Raw genomic sequence first — 20,274 nt, 5'->3', positions numbered from 1 at the left:
CCACCGCTCCCTTACGGTCGCGGCTCTGTTATTTCTTCAGCAGGGCCAGCACCATCTTCAGGTCGGCCCAGGTGTCGACTTTGCGTGATGGGTCGCGTAACAGGAACGCCGGGTGGTAGGTTACGATCAGAGGGATGCCAGCGAACTCATACTGCGTGCCGCGCAGGCTGCCCATCGACTGTTTGACGCCGAGCAACGTTTCGGCCGCCGTGGCTCCCATCGCGCAGATGACCTTCGGATTGATGGCCGCAATCTGGCGCTCGACAAACTGGCGGCAGGCGGCGATCTCATCCGGTTCTGGCTTGCGATTCTTCGGCGGGCGGCACTTCACGATATTGCAGATGTACACTTCGGGCCGCGGAATCTTCAGGCCCTTTTCGATCATGTCGGTGAGCAACTGCCCCGCACGGCCCACGAACGGCAACCCCTGCTCATCCTCGTCCGCGCCCGGCCCTTCGCCGACGAACACCAACTCGGCCTTGGCATTTCCCGAGCCGAAGACGATGGTCTTGCGCCCGCCCGCAAGTGCGCAGCGCTGGCAATCTTCTCCGATATCGGCACGGATGGCTTTCAGTGTTTCACGCCGCCCACCGGCGGCGACATTGCTGATTGCGGAAACAGCTACGGTTGAAGTTCCTACGGACAATTTGGGACGCGGCAAAGTTGTTTCCTTTGGGATCGGATTGGAGTGGATGGGTGGTACGAATGATTCTGGAACGACAACGGAGATAGGGGGCAGGACGAGCGCTGCACTGGCAGCCTCTATTCCGGCTGGCTGATCCTCAACATCACGAAGCGGCGCAGGTGAACGGACCAAGCTCGTGAAACCAAGATCGCGGTAATAGCGCAGCCACTTCCGCGCCTCGCGCGCGACATCGTTCACAACTTGGCTGGACAAATCGTTCATGACTTTCCGTGGAGTGCCTGCGATAAGAAATGGGTGCGCATTAGCGAAAATCCCGCGCCATCCAAAACCGGGATGACGCGGCTACCAAGGCTTGTCGGCGCGACCTGGTTTGGTAGCCGCGTCAAGCGCTTTTCTTGGCGCGGCTTTTACGCTCTGGCGTGCGAACGCGCGCGGAGGTGGACCACTTCGTTCAATATCTCGGCGGCAACCTGGCTCTTCGGCAGGCGCGACAGCTCGCGCTTCAATCCTCCTGCACCGAGGATGATTACTGAGTTGAAGTCGGAATCGAGGCCGGTGTCCGCACCACTCACGTCATTGCCGATGATCATATCGAGATGCTTGGCCTGCAACTTGCGTTCCGCGTTCGCCATCAGGTCTTCTGTCTCAGCGGCAAAACCAACCAGCAGGCGGTCGCCCTTCTGCTTACCAATCTCGCACAGAATGTCCTCGGTTGGCTCCAGCGTCAGCGTCAAATCCTGTCCCGACTTGTGAATTTTCTGCTCTGCCTGCTGCCGGGGACGAAAGTCAGCGGGGGCGGCGGCCTTGATGATGATCGAGGCTTCCTTCCAGCGCGCCAGCACCGCATCGCGCATCTCGGCGAGGCTGGTAATGCGAATCGTCTCGACGCCTTCGGGAGCGTTCAAACTGGTGGGCCCGCTGACTAGCAGCACGCGAGCACCGCGAGCGTGGGCGGCTTGGGCGATGGCGTAGCCCATCTTGCCGCTGGAGCGATTGCTGATGTAGCGCACCGGATCAATCGCTTCGCGAGTCGGTCCAGCGGTTACCAGGACGACCTCCCCGGTTAAATCCTGAACGGGCGCGGCGGCCAATGGCGCGGCCAGAACGTCCATTACTCTTGAGAGAATCGCGTCGTTCGATGCCAACCGGCCCGAGCCGGTCATGCCACATGCGAGATATCCGCTCTCAGGCTCCACAATATGCACGCCACGCTTACGCAGACGTGAAATATTTTCCTGCGTCGCCGGATGCTCCCACATATTCACATTCATCGCCGGAACAACAACGACCGGAGCCTTGGTGGCAAGATAAGTAGTGGTGAGAAAATCGTCAGCCAGGCCGCGTGAAAACTTGGCAAGGATGTCGGCAGTGGCGGGAGCGACCAGCAGCAGATCAATCGATTGGGCGACGGCGATGTGCTCGATCGCGCTCTCAATGTTGGGCTCCTGCCCAGCAGCGCCTCCCTCAGGGACAAACATTCCGGTGATGACTTTTTTGCCGGAGAGCGCGGCGAAGGTGAGTGGCCTGACAAACTCCTGGGCGTTGCCGGTCATGATAACCTGCACATCCAGCCCGCGTTGCTGTAGCTCGCGGACGATCTCCGCCGCTTTATACGCAGCGATGCCACCGGAGATTCCAACTGCGACTTTCATGGCGTGATCCCTGAACCCGCTGCGCAGAACAGCCAGCGGAGTAACACTGAACATTTTATTCCAATGGTTATTCCAATCGGTGATTCGGCCTAGCTATTCACCGACCGACTCTTCCGAACTCTCCACGCTGGCATCGGGCGCCACGCTGGCGATAATTTCATAGGGCAGGACGCCAGCACGCAACTCATCCTGGGCCACGCGCGTTGGCTTGCGCGCCTGTGTGAGCACGAGCGGCTTAGCTCCGCCCTGAACTTGGCGGGCGCGCTTGGCGGCCACTAGAATAAGACGAAACTTGCTATCGAAGATGCCTTGCTTACCTGACATTAATTTTCCTCCGAACTCTGACTCCATCCGTTGCCTTGGAAATCCAAAGCGAGCCTAACCGAAGGCTGGGTGACGGAAACGCACTTATCATTCTAACAGGTTGCTGAGTTTTTGGCTTTGGGAACCACGGGCTAACTCTGAAACCCCTCCAGTATGGGGGTTATGCGCTGGTACTGCCGGGCCGTTCGGCAACTCTCCGCAAGATCGCTCATCTCTTTCGTTAACAATATCTTACCAGCTTCAACCAAGCGGCTTTGCTCGCATTGAACGATGGCTCGGAGGCTGGCGGCGGACTGCTCAAGCTGATCGTTAATCAGCACGTAATCGTACTCCCGCACGCCTTTGATCTCGCGTTGGGCGTCGCTTAGCCGTTTGGCGATGACCTCTTCGGAGTCCTGGCCGCGCTTGCGCAAACGTGCCTCCATCTCCACCCGCGATGGGGGGAGAATGAAGATCGAAACCGCTCCGGGCAATCGCTTGCGAATCTTCGCCGCGCCCTGCACATCAATATCCAGCAACAGGTCGTCGCCGCGCTGGCAGGCCTCGATCAAAAAACGTTGGGCGGTTCCATAATAGTTGCCAAAAACTTCGGCCCACTCGAGCAGTTCGTCGCGACCGATCATGGCCTCGAACTCGCCCCGGCTCACAAAAGAATAGTCCCGCCCGTTCTGTTCCGATCCGCGAGGATTTCGCGTGGTGTAGGAGACCGAGAAGCGCAGACGTTCCACTTCACTTATGAGTCGGCCAACCAGCGTGGTCTTGCCCGACCCGGAGGGCGCGGAAACAATGAACACTCCCGGCTCACGCACCTTCCCGGCGGTGTCCGGCTGTTTGGTCGCGGCGCTAAGAATGGCGTCGTCGTTGGCGCTATCTTGATTGGGCGTCATTGAAGGTTCTGAATCTGCTCGCGTATTTTTTCGATCTCGGCCTTGGCTTCGAGTCCATGTCCCGTCATATTGAGGCTGACCTGGCCCAAGCTGGCAATCTTGGCGAGCAGCGTATTGGTCTCGCGGTTCATCTCCTGCAGGAGAAAGTCCAGCTTGCGACCGGCGTCAGGCGCGGACGCGAGTATCTCCTGAAAGTGCTCAACATGCGCTTTCAGCCGGACGACCTCCTCGCTAACGTCGGTACGGTCGGCGAGCAGACTGGCCTCCTGAGCGAGCCGCGTGGGGTCGATGGCAGCAGGGCCAGCGGTCTCGGCAGCCTGCGCAAGCAGTGCCTTCAAGCGATCGATCAGGCGCGTCTGCGCGTGGCGCAGCAGCTCCGGCATGTCGCTTTCCATCCGCACAACCAGCTCGCGCAACGTGGCGAGGCGCTCGCGCATGTCGGTGGCCAGCGCAGTACCTTCCTGAGCGCGCATCTGATCCCAACTTTCCACGGCACGCTCGACGGTACTGAGAAAAATGGCCTCAATGGCGGAGTTCAACTCCACGCCGCCGGAAACGTCCTTGCGCGTAACCACGCCGGGAAGCTGCAGCAGTGTGGCCGCATCGGTCTGCCGGGAGATGCGATACAGTGCCCCCAACCTCTCAAATGTTTCCATGTACCGGGCCACCAGCTCTTCGTCCACGGAGACACCCGTCCCGCCGGTTGATTCCGCGGTAACGCGTAGATCCATATGGCCACGGGCGTTGCGGGCTTGCACCATGCCGCGGACTTTGTTTTCGAGCGGCAGAAGCCATTCCGGCAAGTGTACGCGGAGGTCCATATGCCGGTGGTTCACGCTGCGCAGCATGGCGGTGAGCGAGAGTCCCTCGTGCTGCGTGGTGGCCGAACCGAAGCCGGTCATGGAACGAAGCTGCGACGGCGCATTGTTTTGCCCAGGCTTTTCTCCCTGAATGGGTTCGGCCGGCGATTCAGTATTCTTGATCATTATTGTCCTGTAAAAATTTGTCCTTCAAGCATTATGGTGCCATTGTGCTTTTGATCTGCCTAGTTAATCTACGTAACGCGATGGGCGATTTCATTGGCGTCGCGGAATTGCATGTCATGTAACCGGCGGTAGGAGCCACCGAGCGCCATCAGTTCGCCATGGGTGCCCATCTCGCGGATGCCTCCACCCTCTAACACTACGATCTTATCCGCCCGGCGCACTGTGGACAAGCGATGCGCAATGACAATGACGGTGCGGCCCTGCATCAGATTCGCTAGCGCCTTCTGAACGAGTTGCTCGGATTCCGTGTCGAGCTCGGAGGTCGCCTCGTCCAAAATCAATATCGGAGCGTTCTTCAGCAGCGCACGAGCGATGGCCAAGCGCTGCCGCTGACCGCCGCTTAACCGGTCTCCACGGTCGGCTATGATGGTTTTGAAACCATCGGGCATCTGGCGAATGAAGTCCAGCGCGAGCGCCGCTGCGGACGCCTGCTCCAATTCGTCAGTGGAGACTTCCTTGCGGCCGTAACAAATATTGTTTTGGATGGTGTCGTTGAACAGGATGTTTTCCTGCGTAACCATGCTGATCTGGCCGCGCAGCGAGTCGAGCGTGGCGTTGCGAACATCCACGCCGTCGATGAGCAGCCGGCCGCCGGTAACGTCGAAGAATCTCGGAAGAAGATTCGCCAGCGTGCTTTTCCCCGCGCCGCTGGCGCCGACGATGGCCACCACTTGTCCCGCCTTAACTTCAAGAGAAATGCTGCGCAGCAAGGCCTCGTTCTCCGTCGGCCCAGCCGGGGAATCCTGATACGAAAACGAAACATTGTCGTAGACGATGGACCTTGAAAAGGGCGGCAGCGCAACTGCATTTGTTTGTTCGGTTACTTCCTCCGGCGCGTCGAGCAGTTCGTACACTTTCGAGCTCGCACCAAGAGCTTGTTGGAAGGAGTTGTTGATTCCTGAGATGCGCTTGACCGGCTCGTACATCTTGAAAAGCGCGTAGATGAAGCTGACGAACATGCCCGTCGTAAGGTCATTCATCAGGATGCGATTGCGCGCGTAGAGCAGCAGAAACACGATGGTGATGGCGCCCAGCACCTCCATCAGCGGCGAGGTCGCGGCCTGCGCGGCGGCGTAACGAAGATTGATGCGCAGCAACTCCCGCGCGGCCTGCTTGAAGCGTGCCAGCTCCCACTGCTCCATGCGGAACGCCTTCACGATGCGATTACCGCTGATGGTCTCCTGCAGCAACTGACTCAAGCCGGCGAGATTGTCCTGGCTCTTGCGCGTGGACGAACGAATGCGGCGGCCGATGCGCATCGAGGGAATCATGACGAAGGGAATCAGCGTGAGCGAGACGGTGGCCAGCCGCCAATCAATCAGGATGACTACAATCAGCAGGGCGAGCAGCGTGAAGGTCTGGCGCAGAAAATCGGCGAGCACCTGCGAGACGGCGAGCTGGATGCGCTCAATGTCGCTGAGCACGGTGGACATCAACATGCCGGTGGAGTAGCGATGATAGAAGCTGATCGACTGGCCCAGAATTTTCTCATAGAGCTGATTGCGCAGGTCCATGATGACCGAGTAGCCGACCAGGTTGATGAGGTAGTTGGCCGCGTATTCGCAGACGGCCTTGCCGATACTCACGCCCAAAATGAAGACAGCGACCACGGTCCACACGTTGTGAATCCATGAAGGAAGCAGTTGATCAAGATAGATGGTGAAATCAAGCCAGGGAATTTTGACCAGCGCGACGGTGGAGTCCGCCGCATCGGGCGCGAGCACGCGATCAAATACAGGCCCAATCAGCAGCGCGGCGACAGCCTCGAACAGGCCCACGCCCAGCATCATCACCAGCCCGCCGGCAAGGTGCCAGCGGTAGGAGCGAACCGAGCGTAACAGTCGCATCAACTCCGGCATTCTGGCGTCCGACCCCTTAGCTTGCTGACTGACTTCAGATCGATCCCGGGCACTATCGCGGCCCTCTCGCAAGGCTGATCCATTCATTTTACCTGATTTGCGAGCGGCGCACACCGTCGCGCAGCGGGGTGAGCGTGTTCAGCAGTGATTCGCGCGGCAGTGAGTCGACCAGTCCGCGGATCATCCAGCCCACGCCGAAAGGGATGCCGCGACTCAGACTGATGGACTCACACTCGACGTAAACACCGCCATCGCGCTCCTCGAATCTCCAATAACTATTCAGTCGCCATAGATAGCCGCCGTCCTGGCCGATGGGCAATTCTTTTTCCTGGGAGGTCCCGGCATCCTCCACCTGAGCGATACGCGTTGTGAAACTCTTGCTGACCACGCGCGTGGCGCTTTGCGGAAAATAGGAGGCGGAGTGCTCCGTGTTGTACACCACGGTGATAATCTTCTTGCGCTTGAGCCGCAAGTAAACCTTGTAGGTATCGCCGTCATTCGAGAGTAGGCGGGACCTCTCAATTTCAGGAAAGAACTTTTCGTGCTGGGCGTAATCCTTCACCCACTTGAGCAGCGATTCGAGCTTGATACCGGGAACGAAGGTGGCGCCCATCCAGTGATGGATCATGCCGTCATCCACTGCGATCTCTTGGGTTCGCTCGCGCGTCTGAATCTTCTGGATGTGAATCTCGCCGCGCCGCAGCGTGTCGCGCAGGGCCGTGGCTTTTTCCTCTCCATTGAAGTCGACCACCAAAAAACGTGGGCCGTCGGCCGCACCGCGCAACTCGGATTCAATGCGTTGCTCCGTCAGACGAACATACTTCTCCCACGCGGCAATGGTGTGCGATTGCAGTTCGGCTGCGCTCGCTGAGGGAAGTGCGGAATGCGAACCGAGCGCCAGCAATAGGCACACGATGGAATGTTGAACCATCCATCCGCCGCCCGACTTGGTGATCTTAGCCATTGATCCTTAGCCGTGGGAGCGATCCCGATAAATGCTACGCATGAGGATGCGTTGAGAGAATGGCAAATAGGCCAGCGCCGCCACGCTGGCCAGCGCCAGCCCGATGCCGATTTTTTCGACCAGCAACAGTGGCGATGCGGCCCAGAAGGCATCCAGCAGAAACAGCATGGGGAACATCTGGCGGTACTTTGTTCCCGCATCGGGATGGCGCAAGCCAACCGATGTAAGCAGGTAGAGCCGCACTGCCACGCCGCACACCGCCACGGCAATGATCACCGGCAATGCCGTGCTGGACGGCGTGTTCAGAAAGTTGTCCAGCACCCGCCCCGCATCATCCAGCTTGTAGAGCGTGGTGCAGTACATGACCAAATAGCCGACCTGCGTCAGCAGGAAGAGTCCGCGCGCGGGGCCCACAGGCAGGGCAAATCCGGGATCGCCGTCAGCAACGGGCGGTAATGGTTGAATGTTTGCGACCGTTGGCGATTCGGCTCGCGGAACTACATCCGCTGGTTCCGCGACGGCGGGAGTGAGCGCAACAATGGCCGGCATGACCGGCTCGGTGGCCGCTCGCTCAGCCATCCCTCTTTCGACAATCGCGATGAACCGGTAGCCTTTGCGCGGCAGGGTCTCAATAAAGCGTGGGGACTCCGGACTCTCTCCCCCCGCCTCGCGGATCTTGCGCATGGCGGTGTTGATGCCGTGATCGAAGTCAACGAAATGGTCGTCGCCCCATATCTCCTGCTCGATTTCTTCGCGGGTAACCAACTCGCCGGCGCGAGTTGCGAGCAGGATCAGCAGGCGTACAGGCATATCCTGGAGCTTGATCAGACGGCCCTGCTGGCGCAGTTCGCGGGTGCGCAGATCAATCTCAAACTGGTCAAATCGGAGCAGGTGGAACTGGTCTTCTGAGGCCATCTAGCTATTGTTCTCTCAGTGAGTTGGCGGGGTTGGATTATAACATCATCAGAACGTGTCCCGCTGCAAAGCAAGCAACCATTCTATTTGATTGGCAGCAAAATCCAACGTATTCCGGGCCAGTCGCAGGCAGTTTGGCCGCAGTATACCAGCGGTTCACCCGTTGTTCACCTGCCGCTTCATTTCAAATTATCCATTTATTTTCATGCTATTGCAGGTCCCTTGTGGGCGATTCTCTAACTCATTTTTAATTCAGGCTCAGTGCATTGATGGCCTTCATGACTTCGCCGATTATGGCTCGTGTCGGGAAGTAATTCCGGCGATCACTCACAAAGGAGCATCGTATGAAAAGAACAAATTGGACCGCAATGGCACTGGCAGTAATTCTTGGATTCCTGGCGAGCACAGCGCACGCGCAGGAGGGCCAGGAAGGGAATTTTCGTCATGGTCTCGGCTATGTCTTTGCCGGACCCACCGTTGTTTTCAATGGCAGATCGAATGAGTCCGTCTGGCAGGTCGGGGGCGGCGGGGAATACCAATTCACCAATGGCCTTGGTATCGGAAGCGAGGTGGGCGTCATCTCGAAATATGTGGGGCAATGGTCTGTGAATCCTTATTTCCACTTTCGCAATGCCTACCGTTCCGGAAAATTCATTCCCTTCGTGACCGCCGGGTACACCGGCACGCACAACCTGGAGGATTCCGAGGACTGGTTCAATGTCGGCGGCGGCGTGGATTACTGGATCAAAGAACGCATTGGCATGCGTTTCGAGGTCCGGCACAACGCGGACCTCAATCACTCCGTCCCTCGCCACTACACCGGATTTCGGGTGGGCTTCGCCTGGCGCTAGGGTTGTTAAACAAAGGAGACTCATATGCAACAAATTACGCTCGGAATCTTGATGCTATTTTTTCTGCTGAGCACTGCGATGGGGTGGTGCGAGAACGTGCCGCCACACTCGCCGCAAACGGTCCTCGACCGGATGGAGCAACGGTACGAGAGCCAAATTGCGGAGATCGCGTCCTACCAAGCTCTGCGGCGCTACGAGGCCAGCAACCCGGTATTGGCGCAGCCCGCGCTGCGCGTTCTGGAGGAAGACTACCGGAGCCCGGAGACGCGCACCTTTCATGTTGTCGAGCGCCGCGGTCCGGGCTATATGGACCGGCTGCTGTTCAATCGGCTTATGGAGGTGGAGAGCGAGACCGTCCGTGGCGCGGTTCGCGCGCAAGTGGACTTGTGTCGCCGCAATTACGACTTTTCATTCGAGAGGTATGAATCGGCCACGAACCTCTATCTGTTTCGCGTCTTGCCCCGCACGGCGCACCCCTATCTCTTTAGAGGGAGCGTGTGGATCGACGGAAACGATTTCGCGGTGCGCCGAATCGAGGGATCGCCAGCGAAACGGCCTTCCGTCTGGGTGCGTGAAACCCACTTTGTCCACGAGTTTGGAAAATTTGGGAAATATTGGTTTCCCATTCACCATCACAGCGAGGCCCAATTACGCTTGTTCGGAACAGCCACGCTGGACATCTCCTACAACAACTATCAGTGGCAGACTACGCCGCAGTCAGACGGGGTCAAAAAAGCAGATGGGATACATCTTTCTAGAAAAGGAGAGCTACCATGAGCACAATTTCAGTTCCCGCAGTCGCCGCGCAATTCCGAAACGCCGAGAGGAAGCAACAAAGTTTGCTGGCTCCTCTTGAAAGCAAAGCACTGGCCTGGCTGGCGGCGGGCATGCCCGCTTGCGTAGGCCCGGATCATCTGACCATCCTCGGCTTGTTCGCACTGGCCATGGCCGGAGCATCGTACGCGCTGGCCGCGTGGTGGCCTCCCGCTATACTCCTGGCCAATGTTTGGCTGGCGGTGAATTGGTTTGGCGACAGCCTGGACGGCACCCTGGCCCGCTACCGCCAGCAGCAGCGGCCGCGCTATGGCTTCTATGTTGATCACATCGTCGATTCGTTCGGAGCATTGTTCGTCCTGAGCGGTCTGGCGTGGTCCGGGTTGATGTCGGAGCGAGTGGCCTTTGCGTTGCTGATCGCCTTCCTGCTGCTTTCAATTGATTCGTATCTGGCGGCTTACACGCGGGGAAAGTTCAATCTATCGTTTTGGCTCTTCAGCCCAACGGAGTTGCGCATCCTGCTCGCCGTCGGCAATGCAGTGGTTTTCTGGAAACCCAGTATCGTCTTTCTGGGAGCGCGCCAGAACTTTTTCGATGTTGGTGGCGGCATCGGAGCAATCTGCATGGTCGCCGTCCTGCTGATCAATGTAATTCGCAATACGGCAGGACTCTATCGAGAAGAAAGGATCAAACAAGCCTGATGCTCTGGCTCAAGTTTAATACGGTGGGTGCGCTTGGAGCTGGAGTGCAGGCCGCGGCGCTCTGGCTATTGATGAAGGTGTTCCGAGTTCATTACCTGATCGCCACCCCGATCGCGGTGGAGGCCGCAATCTTGCACAATTTCGCTTGGCATTTCCATTGGACATTCAACAACCAGCGCTGGACTTTTGCCGATCAGGGTTCCGTCCGGATGGATTTCACCAACGTGGCCCCCCTCCTTCTGGAAACAGCGGCTGGGTCCGCGCATTCTGCCGGTTCCAACTTAGCGCGGGCCTTATCTCCATCCCGGAAAATTTGCTGATGATGTGGCTGCTGATTGAGCATCTGCAACTGCAACCGCTATTGGCGAATGTCTTCTCTATCATCCTATGCTCGACTGCCAATTACCTGTTGGCGGACCGGTTTTCATTTCGGCACATCCCCAGTGGTAGCTGAGTCGTGAGGCAAATCGCCAACTATTTAGATGTGTTACGCTGGCCGGGATGAATAGCGCTGACTGGAAATCGAAAATCAAAGGCCTGTCCGCTGGCTGGCCTCCAGGCCCTTTGGTTCTGCTTGCTGCTGCAAGTGCCATCCTCTTACTTTTTGGATATGGGTGGTGGGCCGTCAGGGCAAATCAGCGATCCGAGATGATCGAGTTGCTGCAAAAGTTTACGCCACTCGCCAAACCGCCATTGGAGATCCAGTTTCCCGCCAATTTGTCATCTTCTGAAGAAATACGGGCTCTGCTAACTCCTGGCTATGACGCTGGCTTCTGGGTTGTAAGAGGATCACACAACGGCGGCCAGCTTGAAGTGCGCATTACTCGTGACGGGCAGCGCTACTTCTCAACCGTGGGCCACCGCATCGTGGCCGGATTCGGAGCTGGTACGCGCTCGATCACCAGGATTGACACCATCACGGACACGCCGCCAACAAGACGCATTGAATTCCGGTATGTCTGGATCGAGATACATCCAGCGCTGGCGTTCCTCGGCACGGGAACTCCAATGACTGGCAAGGAATACGCAGGCGATGCGATGCTCGTCCAAACGGGTGATCGCTGGGAGTTGGCGCATTGGACTACACCAGAGTTCGATGCCGCGCAAAAGAAATTTCAGGCTTTAACTTCCGCGGCCCGTTAAGTACGTCGCGCTGAATTTGCATCAACTGCCGGTCTTTTGACTGGAGGCTTGTCTTTCGATGATTTCCAAGGCCCGCTGCCGCAGCTCACGCGCCTTGGCGCTGTCGGGCGAGTCGGGACGCAATTGCAAGAATTCATCAATTTCCTCAATGGCATTCTCGGCCTGCTGAAGCCGCATGAAGATTTGCGCAAGCGTGAGCTGAGGCGAGGTAAAATGCGCCGGATCCAGCTCCTTGGTTCGGTCCAGATACATGATGGAATCGCCGTACTCCCCTTGCAGATAGTAGCTGAATCCGAGCTGCGCCGCCGCCAGCGCATCGTGCGGCAGCGCCTCGATCGCACGCTGATTCACTACGATGGCCTCCTTGCCCTTGCCCTGTGTTAGCAACACTCCGCCCAGATTCACCAGGGGCTCCACCGCATCCTCGTCGATCTCCAGCGCGCGCCGGAAATATCGCTCCGCCTGATCGTATTGCCGCCGCTGGTAATAGATGATCCCCAGCGTATTAATGGCTTCAAGGAACTCCGGAGAGCGTTCCACAGCGCTTTCGAGATGCTGAATCGCGCCGCCGTCGTCCTTGCGCCGCAGCCTGGCCTGAGCCTTTTCAAAATCTCTTCTCGCGCCAAATGAGATTTGCAATTCTCTTACCGAAACCGTGGCCCGGTTTTCAGGGTGCAGCAACAGCGCAAGCTGGTCCGCAGTAAACTCAAACTGGCGTTCAATGCGCCCCTTGGCATCGGCAAAGCTAGGCGTGATCTCGACGGAGCGCGAAACTACCCCCACACGCGGAATGGAGATCAATAGGGTGTAGGAACCGGAGTCGAGGTGCTTAAACCGGAAGCGGCCATCGCGCTGCGCAACGGTGCGCGAATAATACGGTGTGCCGACGGCCAGCAGGTTTACAGTGATCCATCGGCGAGGCGGCACGGTACCGGCGGGAAACAATACTTGTCCACGGAATTCCAGTTGCCGCGGTGAACCCTGCGCCAAAATGTTTGGTGCGATAAATGGGATCACTAGTCCTGCGCCCACTATTACAAAACATAGTGGGCGCATAAATTCGCTGAACAACGGAAGTATTGAATGAATACGGGAAGTGGGAGGAGTCGGCACAGTAAAACTCCGGTCCCGTATCCAATGCTCGGAAAACGGGACGAATCGAATAATCAATGCCGTTGGAATGCGGACACTCCAATGCGCTTGATTAGGGCATCGGCACTGGAGGAGCCCCCAAGGGTGTTCCCATCTGGCTCAGCACATCCTGGTGAATCACCAGATCGCCGCTGTCGGTCAGCCGTTTTTTCAAGCTCTCTTGAAAGGCATTAAATGCCAAATTCTGCTTCTCTACGCGCAGTCGCTGCTCCACGTTTTTTTGCTGCAGGGCCAGGACTGCCTCGGGAGGGGTGGAGCGCGAAGCAAGCTGGTAAACGATCTGTCCCGCACCGGCGACAATCGGACCCGCAACTTCGCCCTGCTTCAGCGTCTTCAGACTGGGCATGAGTATGCCCAGCGAGCCTACTCCGTCGATTGATCCGGTCCGGCTAACTGCGGGGCTGGTCTTCACTGTTAGCTTCAAGCCCTTGGCGGCAGTAGCTATGTCTTTCTTTTCCTGCTTTTCCAGTGCCTGTGCCAAACCCTGGGCCTGGATGAGTGCCAACGACCGCGCCTGCTGATTGAGATAATCCGCACGGACTCTTTCTTTTACTTCACTGAACTGCGCGGGACGGGCTGGCTGAATTTCAACATTCAGCGGCACCGCGACGCCAGTCCCCACGGGAATCGGTCGGCCAACCCAACCCTTCTCGATGCTAAACAATTCCTGCATAACGGGGCCGGAACCAGCAACGCCGGGGACCATCTCCGTGCGCAATGCGCCGGGAATATCGATCACCGTGGCCTCGTACTTGGTCGCGATGCTCCGAGCATCAGCAATATTCTTTCGCCATTCAACGGCTGCCTGCTCGCCTTTGGTGGTAAGCGCCGTTTGTACTCGTTCGGTCATCAAGGCCGCTTGGATTTCTCCACGCACCTCATCCACAGTGCGCAGATGAGCCTGTTGATGTTCACGAACTTTTATCAGGTGGAAACCAAACTCGGTCTGCACGGGTGAGCTCACCGCTCCAGGCTCCAATCCAAAGGTCATCTGCTCAAAGCCCGGCACAGTCTGGCCACGAGTAATATAGCCGAGGTCTCCGCCCTTTACCGCGCTGCCGGCATCCTCTGAATTCTTGGTGGCGAGGGCTGCGAAATCGGCGCCGGCCAGCAGCTGTTTGGCTAAATCTTCCGATTTCTTCCTGGCTGCTTCCAAAACGGCCTTGTCTTTGCCGTCAGCCTTTATCAGAATGTGGCTGACCGCAACGCGCTCCTCTGTGCGATAGCTGTCGATGCGATCCTGGTAATATTTGCGAATGTCCGCATCGGAGATCACCACTGACTTCTCCACCGCGGCGCGATCCAATAGCAAAACTTTGCCGATCCGTTTCTCCCCGACCTGGTAGCTACTCTTATTCTGCCCAAAGTAAGTTTCCACTAGCGGATCCGGCGTGGCTATTTCCTTCTTCACGGTCTCCGGATCGATATATGCATAGCTGAGGACGAAAGTCTCATTCTCCGCAACAACCTCCTTGCGGATCTCTTCCGGGGATACGGAGATCGAATCTGTAACGAGCTTGCGGAATTGTTCCGTAACCAATGAATTCCGGAATCGCCGTTCGAATTCAGCAGGTGAGGTTCCCATACGCTCAAAGACTAGATTTTCATATTGTTCCTTGCCCACAAACTTCCCTTGGGGAAAAAGGTCGGGAATCTGGCGCAGGCGGTCCTGTAACTTAGCCTCGGTAATGTGGATACCCAACCGCTCGGCTTCCTGAAGCGTCGCCTTCTCCAGGACCAGTTCGTCCAGCACCTGGGTGGAGTAGTTCCACACCATCTCGGCGGGAATGCGCGCGCTTCGCGTCAGATTCATCACTCCAGCCTGCAATTCGGTCGAGGTAATCTCCTCGCTACCGACCTCGGCGACAACCTTGCCTACAGTGGGGTCTACGGTGCTCCCGGTCATACCCGGAATTAGAGTAATCACCATCGACAAACAAACAGCTACGAGGAAGGCACCCGAAAGAATGCGAATCAGGAGATCGCGGCGGCGGAAAATATTTAACATGATCAATTCCTATTCCAACTCATAAAATTTCGGCTTCTACCCGCCGGTTGGGTCAACACCGGAAATGCCTCAACCTGGCAATAAAAAGCTCGACATAACCACCTCTGCCTGACGACAGAAAGATCATTCTGTATTATATGCCTTTCACCATCTATCAAGAAATGGGCAATTGCAAATACAGGTACCTTTGTGCCGGTTTGCATCATGCGGAGGTCTTCGACTACGCAGGGGCCTGGCTGCTTTGGCGCTCATCCTGGAGCTGCTTCCCTGCCTGGTAAAACCACCATAGCAACACGATCGCGGCCAGCATTCCCAGCCAACCAACCATGCACACGAATCGTCCGATCCCGGTATCGTAGTACAAGAGTCCAAGAGAGGAAAAAATCGCGAACCAATCGTGCGACCCCATTTCCGGGTCGCCCACCGTAACCAATGGCAAGACCTGCGCCCGTGCATCTGCCATGTATACGGATATGTAAAGAAAGTTCTCGAAGAAGAAAAAAAGGCAAAAAACAACGCCAGTCGCTTCGCGGCGAAGTCCAAAGTGGATCGCGAGGGCCGCGGGCACGATCAATTCAAACAACGTCCCTCCCCACACGCCTGGAGTTTGTCCAAGCCAACCAAACAGCAGATGGCCAGCCTCATGAACAATCAGGTTTACTTGATCCACAACCAGGAAACCATCTCGGTTGGTGGCGGCGTGCAGTAAGAAGAGAGAATAGAAAGCCGTCCAGCCTATGAAGGCCGGTTTGGAAACCGGCTGCCAGCCTTCCTTCCAAGAGTCCATCAAACAGCCCGTCCTGCTAACAAAGTTACTCCAGCCTGATGACAGGCAAGTGCCACTCTATCACTGCTGTTCACCAATATATCCGCGCCCATCCGATTTTCTGTTGACAAGAAAGGACCCGAATCGGAATACTCACTAATTTGAATGAGAGGGCGGCAGCAGACTGATTCGGCACCAACTTCACGCTTGACGCTTCCAACCGAAATGTGTATATATTCATAGACGTGTATAATTATACATTTTGTCGCCAAGCTCGTCACTGCTAGTAAACTGATCGATGGATGGTCTATTTAGAACAAAATAACCAGGGGCGGATGCACCATGGCTCAGGCTAAATTGCGGAAGAAAAAAACAAATGTCGTCGAGAGCGAGCAGCAGCACCTGATACAGACCTACGCCCGCTACAATCTGATTGTGGCGCGCGGAAAGGGCTGCTGGGTCTGGGACACCGATGGGAAAAAGTATCTCGACTTCGTTTCTGGACTGGCGGTTAACGCCCTCGGCTATTCGCATCCGCGTCTGGTCAAGGTGATTCGCGAGCAGGCTACCAAGTTGATTCACACCTCGAATCTCTTCTATCACGAGTATCAGGCGCCTCTGGCGGCGGCGCTCAAAAAGATCACGGGAATGGACCGCGTCTTCTTCTGTAACAGCGGCACTGAGGCTGTGGAGGGCGCACTCAAGATGGCTCGCGCCCATGGCGTAAAGATCAATAAGAACAAGTATGAAGTCGTCGCCCTCGAAAATTCATTTCACGGACGCAGCTTCGGCGCGCTTTCCGCTACCGGCAATGTCAAGTATCGTGAGCCTTTCGAGCCTCTGGTGCCGGGATTCAAATTTGTCCGCATGAACGACATTGCAGCCCTTCAGTCCAGCGTGAATGACCATACCTGCGGCATTCTGCTCGAGCCGATTCAGGGCGAGGGTGGAATCTTTGAGATCACCAGGGAATATCTGCGTGCTGCATCAGCCCTGGCGAAGAAGCATAACGCGCTGCTGATTATCGACGAGATTCAAACTGGCCTTGGGCGCACGGGAGATTATCTGGCAACCCATGCATTCGGTGTTAAGCCGGACATCGTAGTGCTGGCCAAGCCCATCGGCGGCGGACTCCCGCTGGGTTCGTTCCTAGCCCGCGAAGAAGCTGCGGCAAACTTTGTCCCCGGCATGCACGGGTCCACGTTTGGCGGAGGTCCGCTGGCCTGCCGCGTCGCGCTGGAGTTTTTAGCCGTATTGAAGGACGAGAAAATTCTACAGAATACCCGAAAGATGGGAACTTATTTCAAGAAGCGGCTGGAACAGCTTCAGAAGAAGCACGCCATGATCCTCTCGGTGCGCGGGCGGGGCCTCATGCTGGCTGTCGAACTCGACCGTCCCAGCAAGCCAATCGTAATTAGCGGACTCGAGCGCGGCATAATCCTGAATAGCACCCATGAGACCGTCATCCGCTTTCTGCCACCATTGATCGTTGACAAAAAATTGATCGATCAGGCCTGCAAGATATTGGATTCGCTCTTTACAGAGGCCGCGGCTCGGTAATTTTTCTGCCTCCACGCGAGATACTCGGTGAGTATTCTGACTTTCAGCTACTGGATATTGGCCGCGCTCACCTGCGGGTCTCTGGCCTACTGCGCAATCGCCATCTTCGGCGCGATCCGTTTCCTGAATCGCCGCAAGCAGTCTTCCTTGGCGGCTCCGCTGGCGGCTTTTACTCCGCCCGTCTCCTTACTGAAACCCGTATACGGCGCGGACCGCGAGCTCGAAGAGAATCTGCGCAGTTTCTATCAGCAGGATTATCCCTGCTTCGAAATATTGTTCTCCGCCCGTGAGGAATCAGATCCCGCTGTGGAGATTGTGCGCCGGTTGCAGGCCCAGTATCCATTCGTTCCCTCCAGACTGTTGCTCATTGGCTCTCCGAAATATCTCAATGCGAAGGTGCATGGCATGGAGGCGATGATGGAGGCTTCCGCGCACGAGGTCCTGGTCATCAGCGACAGCGACGTGCGCGTTGCGCCCGATTATCTGCGCAGTGTGGTTGCGCCGTTGAGCGATTCTCGCGTGGGCATGACCACCGTACTTTCGCGCGGTGTTCCGGGCACAACGCTGTGGTCGCAGCTTGAAACCTTTGGAATGAACACGCAGTTTATTCCGGGCGTGCTGTCCGCTTGGGTTCTGCTCGGTCTCAAGTTCTCCCTTGGCCCCACGATGACCGTCAGAAAGACTCTTGTCGAACAGATGGGCGGGTTCACAATACTGGGGGATTATCTCGCCGACGATTTTATTCTCGGCGAACAAGTCGCGCGGATGGGGCACCGAGTGGAGATTTCCAACACGATCCCGGAACACCTTGTTTATAACGATTCGTTTGCTCACGCGATCTCACACAGCCTGCGCTGGGAACGCAGCTCCCGCCGTTCGAGGCCCGCCGGGTATGTCGGCCAGGTATTTATGCACACGCTGCCCTTGGCGGGATTAACTTGGCTGGTGTCTCCCCCAGACAGCTTGCTCACAGCAATCCTCGTCATGCTGGGCCTGACGGGCCGCTATTTGCTGGCCGCGATCACCGCGTCGCTCGTCCTGCAGGACCGCACATTTGCGAGATCCAGTTGGTTGCTCCCGGTGCAGGATGCAGTGAGTTTTCTGATCTGGCTGGCGGCATTTTTCGGCAAGCAGGTGGAGTGGCGGGGCGAGCGGTTCACCGTGCTTCCAGGCGGCAAACTACAACGAGTGGACTACGCTGGAAGAAAGCATTAGAAATGCGCTGGTGAAATTTACGGCGAATTCAAAAAGCAATGGGACGCCCGAAAGAATCGGACGTCCCGGATGGATGATTGGTCCACTTCCAGTGCCCTAAAACTTAGGCCACTTTGATGAAAATGATAACGAAGGTGTACAAAGCGAGTGATTCGATGAAAGCCAGTCCGAGAATCAACGCCAGGCGAATGCCGGCGGTGGCTCCCGGATTGCGTGCCATGCCTTCGGCGGCGGCCGCAGCGGCATTGCCCTGCGCCAGCCCGCATAGCCCCGAGGCAATGGCCATGGCGAATCCGGCGGTGATGGCGACCCAGTTGGCCGCGCCCATTCCGCTGCCGGCAGCTTCCTGCGCGAAGGCGGGCGTGGCGCCGGCCAGCATGGCCAGCGATGCCAGTGAATACATCATTTTCTTCATGCGTGCTCCTTATCGATCAATGAATCGCCCTTCAGTGGGTGGTTGCTCCACACCCCTCTTGCTATGGAGCCTCACGCTGCGGGCTGTACGGAAAAAGCCGATTAAAATGAAATTGGTTTAGTGCTCTTCAGCGACTGCGCCGGCCAAATAAACCGTGGTCAGCATGATGAAAACGTACGCCTGCAATAGTCCGACAAACATATGAAGACCCTCGAACATTATAGGCAATCCGAGTGGAACCAAACCTGCGAAGATCAGCGTGATGTTGTGTCCCGCGATCATATTGGCCATAAGGCGCACGGAAAGTGACAGCGCCCGAGCCGCGTGGCTGACCAGTTCAATTGGCAGCATGAGCGGAGCAATCGCCCACATCGGTCCCATGAAAGAAGCTTTGATGTATCCCCACGGGCCATGATGATGAATGCCCCAGTAGTTGTAATAAACAAAAGCCACCATCGCCAATCCCAGCGTCGCGGAAATCTGATCGGTGGGCGTGGCCAGGGTTGGGATGATTCCCAAAACATTGCACAGGAAGATGAACACTGCCAGGGTGAAAAGCAAGGGGATGAATTTCCTGGCCCCGTGGCCCACGATGTCATCCAGCATCCCGTCAATGCCGTCAATAATCAGCTCGAAGAACTGTTGCAGCTTGCCCGGCCGGTCCATGGAGATTCCCGCTCGAACCACCCCAAGGATGACCATGATGACCAAAGCAGCGAACACCTGCATGGCATAGTGGTTGGCGACGGGGTGCGCCGGATCGGCGGCTGGATGGCCCACCGCTGCCATCAACGCGGCGATGGGACCACCCAGAACACTATTGAGCAAAGCGGTGAACCACAACTGCTGATGTTCCATGACTATTTAGTCCTAAAACTTTGATTTAGATCGTGAATCACCTGGTAAGCCGCTTCCGCCATTAATGCCGCAATGGCCAGAAAGAGTCCCGCCAGGAAGGCCGTCAAGCTGACGACCGAACTTAGCAATATAGTATATCCTACTAAGCCAATCAACGCGTACCGGAAGATGAATCGCGCGATCGCGTACCCCTGGCTGGTCTTTGGCGGCGGACTGCCTTCTTGCGCCGTGGCCCGCGCCTGGGAGGTAACGGCATCCGTGATAACATTCACCGCGGATTTTATCCAATGAAAGTTCAATCCGGAAAGAATGGCTCCTGCGGCAAAACCAGCCGCCCAGCTCCATCCACGCCACACCCAAAATGCAGCTATCCCGACCGCACTCAGCCACCACATGGCGCGCCGGATGCGGCGTTCATATCCCTCGATCAGCGCCAATTCCTGCCGAGGGATCGGGGTTCTGCGCGCAATGGCTTCAGCCAAATCACGGGTGGGAGGCTCTCCCGCAAATGGCGAGATGGGATGATCGCGGCGCATCG

The 20,274-nt window shown here is 57.0% G+C and carries 22 protein-coding genes; 8 read left to right on the top strand and 14 right to left on the bottom strand.

What is annotated here, in order from left to right; genetic code table 11:
- Positions 1–28: 28 nt before the first annotated feature.
- The 8 genes from EXQ56_04205 to EXQ56_04170 all read right to left on the bottom strand — a co-directional run bounded on the left by EXQ56_04205 (position 29) and on the right by EXQ56_04170 (position 8,293).
- Positions 29–907: a uracil-DNA glycosylase gene (locus EXQ56_04205; protein MSO19654.1), complete on the bottom strand. Its 879-nt coding sequence runs from the start codon at positions 905–907 to the stop codon at positions 29–31.
- Positions 908–1,053: 146 nt separating this feature from the next.
- Positions 1,054–2,298, bottom strand: coding sequence for a bifunctional phosphopantothenoylcysteine decarboxylase/phosphopantothenate--cysteine ligase CoaBC (gene coaBC, locus EXQ56_04200; protein MSO19653.1), 1,245 nt, complete (start codon positions 2,296–2,298; stop codon positions 1,054–1,056).
- A gap of 93 nt (positions 2,299–2,391) precedes the next feature.
- On the bottom strand, positions 2,392–2,622 hold the full coding sequence (rpoZ, locus tag EXQ56_04195) for a DNA-directed RNA polymerase subunit omega (GenBank protein ID MSO19652.1): 231 nt from the start codon (positions 2,620–2,622) through the stop codon (positions 2,392–2,394).
- A 131-nt stretch (positions 2,623–2,753) separates the two neighbouring features.
- Positions 2,754–3,509: a guanylate kinase gene (locus EXQ56_04190; GenBank protein ID MSO19651.1), complete on the bottom strand. Its 756-nt coding sequence runs from the start codon at positions 3,507–3,509 to the stop codon at positions 2,754–2,756.
- Positions 3,506–4,495: a YicC family protein gene (locus EXQ56_04185; protein MSO19650.1), complete on the bottom strand. Its 990-nt coding sequence runs from the start codon at positions 4,493–4,495 to the stop codon at positions 3,506–3,508. Before EXQ56_04185 ends, EXQ56_04190 begins: the two co-directional genes overlap by 4 nt.
- Positions 4,496–4,563: 68 nt before the next feature.
- Positions 4,564–6,414, bottom strand: coding sequence for an ATP-binding cassette domain-containing protein (locus EXQ56_04180; protein ID MSO19649.1), 1,851 nt, complete (start codon positions 6,412–6,414; stop codon positions 4,564–4,566).
- An 88-nt stretch (positions 6,415–6,502) separates the two neighbouring features.
- Complete coding sequence (locus EXQ56_04175; protein ID MSO19648.1) at positions 6,503–7,378, bottom strand: hypothetical protein; 876 nt, start codon at positions 7,376–7,378, stop codon at positions 6,503–6,505.
- Positions 7,379–7,384: 6 nt separating this feature from the next.
- Positions 7,385–8,293, bottom strand: coding sequence for a hypothetical protein (locus EXQ56_04170; protein MSO19647.1), 909 nt, complete (start codon positions 8,291–8,293; stop codon positions 7,385–7,387).
- Between the two features lie 344 nt (positions 8,294–8,637).
- Here EXQ56_04170 and EXQ56_04165 point away from each other — a divergent pair, with 344 nt between their 5' ends.
- The 6 genes from EXQ56_04165 to EXQ56_04140 all read left to right on the top strand — a co-directional run bounded on the left by EXQ56_04165 (position 8,638) and on the right by EXQ56_04140 (position 11,762).
- Positions 8,638–9,144, top strand: a complete 507-nt coding sequence (locus EXQ56_04165) for a hypothetical protein (GenBank protein ID MSO19646.1) — start codon at positions 8,638–8,640, stop codon at positions 9,142–9,144.
- A 24-nt stretch (positions 9,145–9,168) separates the two neighbouring features.
- A complete protein-coding gene (locus EXQ56_04160; GenBank protein MSO19645.1) occupies positions 9,169–9,921 on the top strand; it encodes a hypothetical protein in 753 nt (250 codons plus the stop codon).
- Positions 9,918–10,619: a CDP-alcohol phosphatidyltransferase family protein gene (locus EXQ56_04155; protein ID MSO19644.1), complete on the top strand. Its 702-nt coding sequence runs from the start codon at positions 9,918–9,920 to the stop codon at positions 10,617–10,619. Before EXQ56_04160 ends, EXQ56_04155 begins: the two co-directional genes overlap by 4 nt.
- Positions 10,619–10,939, top strand: coding sequence for a GtrA family protein (locus EXQ56_04150; protein ID MSO19643.1), 321 nt, complete (start codon positions 10,619–10,621; stop codon positions 10,937–10,939). The genes EXQ56_04155 and EXQ56_04150 overlap by 1 nt, the downstream gene beginning before the upstream one ends.
- A complete protein-coding gene (locus EXQ56_04145) occupies positions 10,939–11,073 on the top strand; it encodes a hypothetical protein (GenBank protein ID MSO19642.1) in 135 nt (44 codons plus the stop codon). Before EXQ56_04150 ends, EXQ56_04145 begins: the two co-directional genes overlap by 1 nt.
- Positions 11,074–11,267: 194 nt before the next feature.
- Positions 11,268–11,762, top strand: a complete 495-nt coding sequence (locus tag EXQ56_04140; protein MSO19641.1) for a hypothetical protein — start codon at positions 11,268–11,270, stop codon at positions 11,760–11,762.
- 21 nt (positions 11,763–11,783) lie between these two features.
- Here the strand turns inward: EXQ56_04140 and EXQ56_04135 are convergent, their stop codons facing one another.
- The 3 genes from EXQ56_04135 to EXQ56_04125 form a co-directional block, all read right to left on the bottom strand.
- Positions 11,784–12,818 (bottom strand): tetratricopeptide repeat protein, encoded by a 1,035-nt coding sequence (locus EXQ56_04135; protein ID MSO19640.1) that lies wholly within the window; start codon positions 12,816–12,818, stop codon positions 11,784–11,786.
- Between the two features lie 148 nt (positions 12,819–12,966).
- Positions 12,967–14,922 (bottom strand): hypothetical protein, encoded by a 1,956-nt coding sequence (locus tag EXQ56_04130; protein MSO19639.1) that lies wholly within the window; start codon positions 14,920–14,922, stop codon positions 12,967–12,969.
- Positions 14,923–15,142: 220 nt separating this feature from the next.
- On the bottom strand, positions 15,143–15,712 hold the full coding sequence (locus EXQ56_04125) for a hypothetical protein (GenBank protein ID MSO19638.1): 570 nt from the start codon (positions 15,710–15,712) through the stop codon (positions 15,143–15,145).
- A gap of 318 nt (positions 15,713–16,030) precedes the next feature.
- Here EXQ56_04125 and EXQ56_04120 point away from each other — a divergent pair, with 318 nt between their 5' ends.
- Both EXQ56_04120 and EXQ56_04115 read left to right on the top strand, forming a co-directional pair.
- Complete coding sequence (locus tag EXQ56_04120) at positions 16,031–17,248, top strand: aspartate aminotransferase family protein (protein ID MSO19637.1); 1,218 nt, start codon at positions 16,031–16,033, stop codon at positions 17,246–17,248.
- Between the two features lie 27 nt (positions 17,249–17,275).
- Entirely contained in the window at positions 17,276–18,463 is a 1,188-nt protein-coding gene (locus EXQ56_04115; GenBank protein MSO19636.1) for a glycosyltransferase, read from the top strand.
- A 103-nt stretch (positions 18,464–18,566) separates the two neighbouring features.
- Here the strand turns inward: EXQ56_04115 and EXQ56_04110 are convergent, their stop codons facing one another.
- The 3 genes from EXQ56_04110 to EXQ56_04100 form a co-directional block, all read right to left on the bottom strand.
- The gene (locus EXQ56_04110; protein MSO19635.1) at positions 18,567–18,878 is read right to left on the bottom strand and encodes an ATPase; all 312 of its coding nucleotides are present in this window, start codon (positions 18,876–18,878) and stop codon (positions 18,567–18,569) included.
- 117 nt (positions 18,879–18,995) lie between these two features.
- Positions 18,996–19,736 carry an ATP synthase F0 subunit A gene (gene atpB, locus EXQ56_04105; GenBank protein ID MSO19634.1) on the bottom strand — a complete coding sequence of 247 codons (741 nt, stop codon included), beginning with the start codon at positions 19,734–19,736 and terminating at the stop codon, positions 18,996–18,998.
- A 2-nt stretch (positions 19,737–19,738) separates the two neighbouring features.
- Positions 19,739–20,272 (bottom strand): ATP synthase subunit I, encoded by a 534-nt coding sequence (locus EXQ56_04100; GenBank protein MSO19633.1) that lies wholly within the window; start codon positions 20,270–20,272, stop codon positions 19,739–19,741.
- Positions 20,273–20,274: the final 2 nt, after the last annotated feature.

Source organism: Acidobacteriota bacterium, from assembly GCA_009691245.1.
In the GTDB taxonomy this organism is placed as follows: Bacteria; Acidobacteriota; Terriglobia; order 2-12-FULL-54-10; family 2-12-FULL-54-10; genus SHUM01.
The sequence above is the reverse complement of the archived record's forward strand: the minus strand, read 5'-3'. Positions and strand labels throughout refer to the sequence as shown.

Excerpts from the sequence above, each read along its gene's own strand:
- EXQ56_04205 (MSO19654.1), bottom strand. The coding sequence starts at position 907 with ATGAACGATTTGTCCAGCCAAGTTGTGAACGATGTCGCGCGCGAGGCG.
- coaBC (MSO19653.1), bottom strand. The coding sequence starts at position 2,298 with ATGAAAGTCGCAGTTGGAATCTCCGGTGGCATCGCTGCGTATAAAGCG.
- rpoZ (MSO19652.1), bottom strand. The coding sequence starts at position 2,622 with ATGTCAGGTAAGCAAGGCATCTTCGATAGCAAGTTTCGTCTTATTCTA.
- EXQ56_04190 (MSO19651.1), bottom strand. The coding sequence starts at position 3,509 with ATGACGCCCAATCAAGATAGCGCCAACGACGACGCCATTCTTAGCGCC.
- EXQ56_04185 (MSO19650.1), bottom strand. The coding sequence starts at position 4,495 with ATGATCAAGAATACTGAATCGCCGGCCGAACCCATTCAGGGAGAAAAG.
- EXQ56_04180 (MSO19649.1), bottom strand. The coding sequence starts at position 6,414 with ATGCCGGAGTTGATGCGACTGTTACGCTCGGTTCGCTCCTACCGCTGG.
- EXQ56_04175 (MSO19648.1), bottom strand. The coding sequence starts at position 7,378 with ATGGCTAAGATCACCAAGTCGGGCGGCGGATGGATGGTTCAACATTCC.
- EXQ56_04170 (MSO19647.1), bottom strand. The coding sequence starts at position 8,293 with ATGGCCTCAGAAGACCAGTTCCACCTGCTCCGATTTGACCAGTTTGAG.
- EXQ56_04165 (MSO19646.1), top strand. The coding sequence starts at position 8,638 with ATGAAAAGAACAAATTGGACCGCAATGGCACTGGCAGTAATTCTTGGA.
- EXQ56_04160 (MSO19645.1), top strand. The coding sequence starts at position 9,169 with ATGCAACAAATTACGCTCGGAATCTTGATGCTATTTTTTCTGCTGAGC.
- EXQ56_04155 (MSO19644.1), top strand. The coding sequence starts at position 9,918 with ATGAGCACAATTTCAGTTCCCGCAGTCGCCGCGCAATTCCGAAACGCC.
- EXQ56_04150 (MSO19643.1), top strand. The coding sequence starts at position 10,619 with ATGCTCTGGCTCAAGTTTAATACGGTGGGTGCGCTTGGAGCTGGAGTG.
- EXQ56_04145 (MSO19642.1), top strand. The coding sequence starts at position 10,939 with ATGATGTGGCTGCTGATTGAGCATCTGCAACTGCAACCGCTATTGGCG.
- EXQ56_04140 (MSO19641.1), top strand. The coding sequence starts at position 11,268 with ATGATCGAGTTGCTGCAAAAGTTTACGCCACTCGCCAAACCGCCATTG.
- EXQ56_04135 (MSO19640.1), bottom strand. The coding sequence starts at position 12,818 with ATGCGCCCACTATGTTTTGTAATAGTGGGCGCAGGACTAGTGATCCCA.
- EXQ56_04130 (MSO19639.1), bottom strand. The coding sequence starts at position 14,922 with ATGTTAAATATTTTCCGCCGCCGCGATCTCCTGATTCGCATTCTTTCG.
- EXQ56_04120 (MSO19637.1), top strand. The coding sequence starts at position 16,031 with ATGGCTCAGGCTAAATTGCGGAAGAAAAAAACAAATGTCGTCGAGAGC.
- EXQ56_04110 (MSO19635.1), bottom strand. The coding sequence starts at position 18,878 with ATGAAGAAAATGATGTATTCACTGGCATCGCTGGCCATGCTGGCCGGC.
- atpB (MSO19634.1), bottom strand. The coding sequence starts at position 19,736 with ATGGAACATCAGCAGTTGTGGTTCACCGCTTTGCTCAATAGTGTTCTG.
- EXQ56_04100 (MSO19633.1), bottom strand. The coding sequence starts at position 20,272 with ATGCGCCGCGATCATCCCATCTCGCCATTTGCGGGAGAGCCTCCCACC.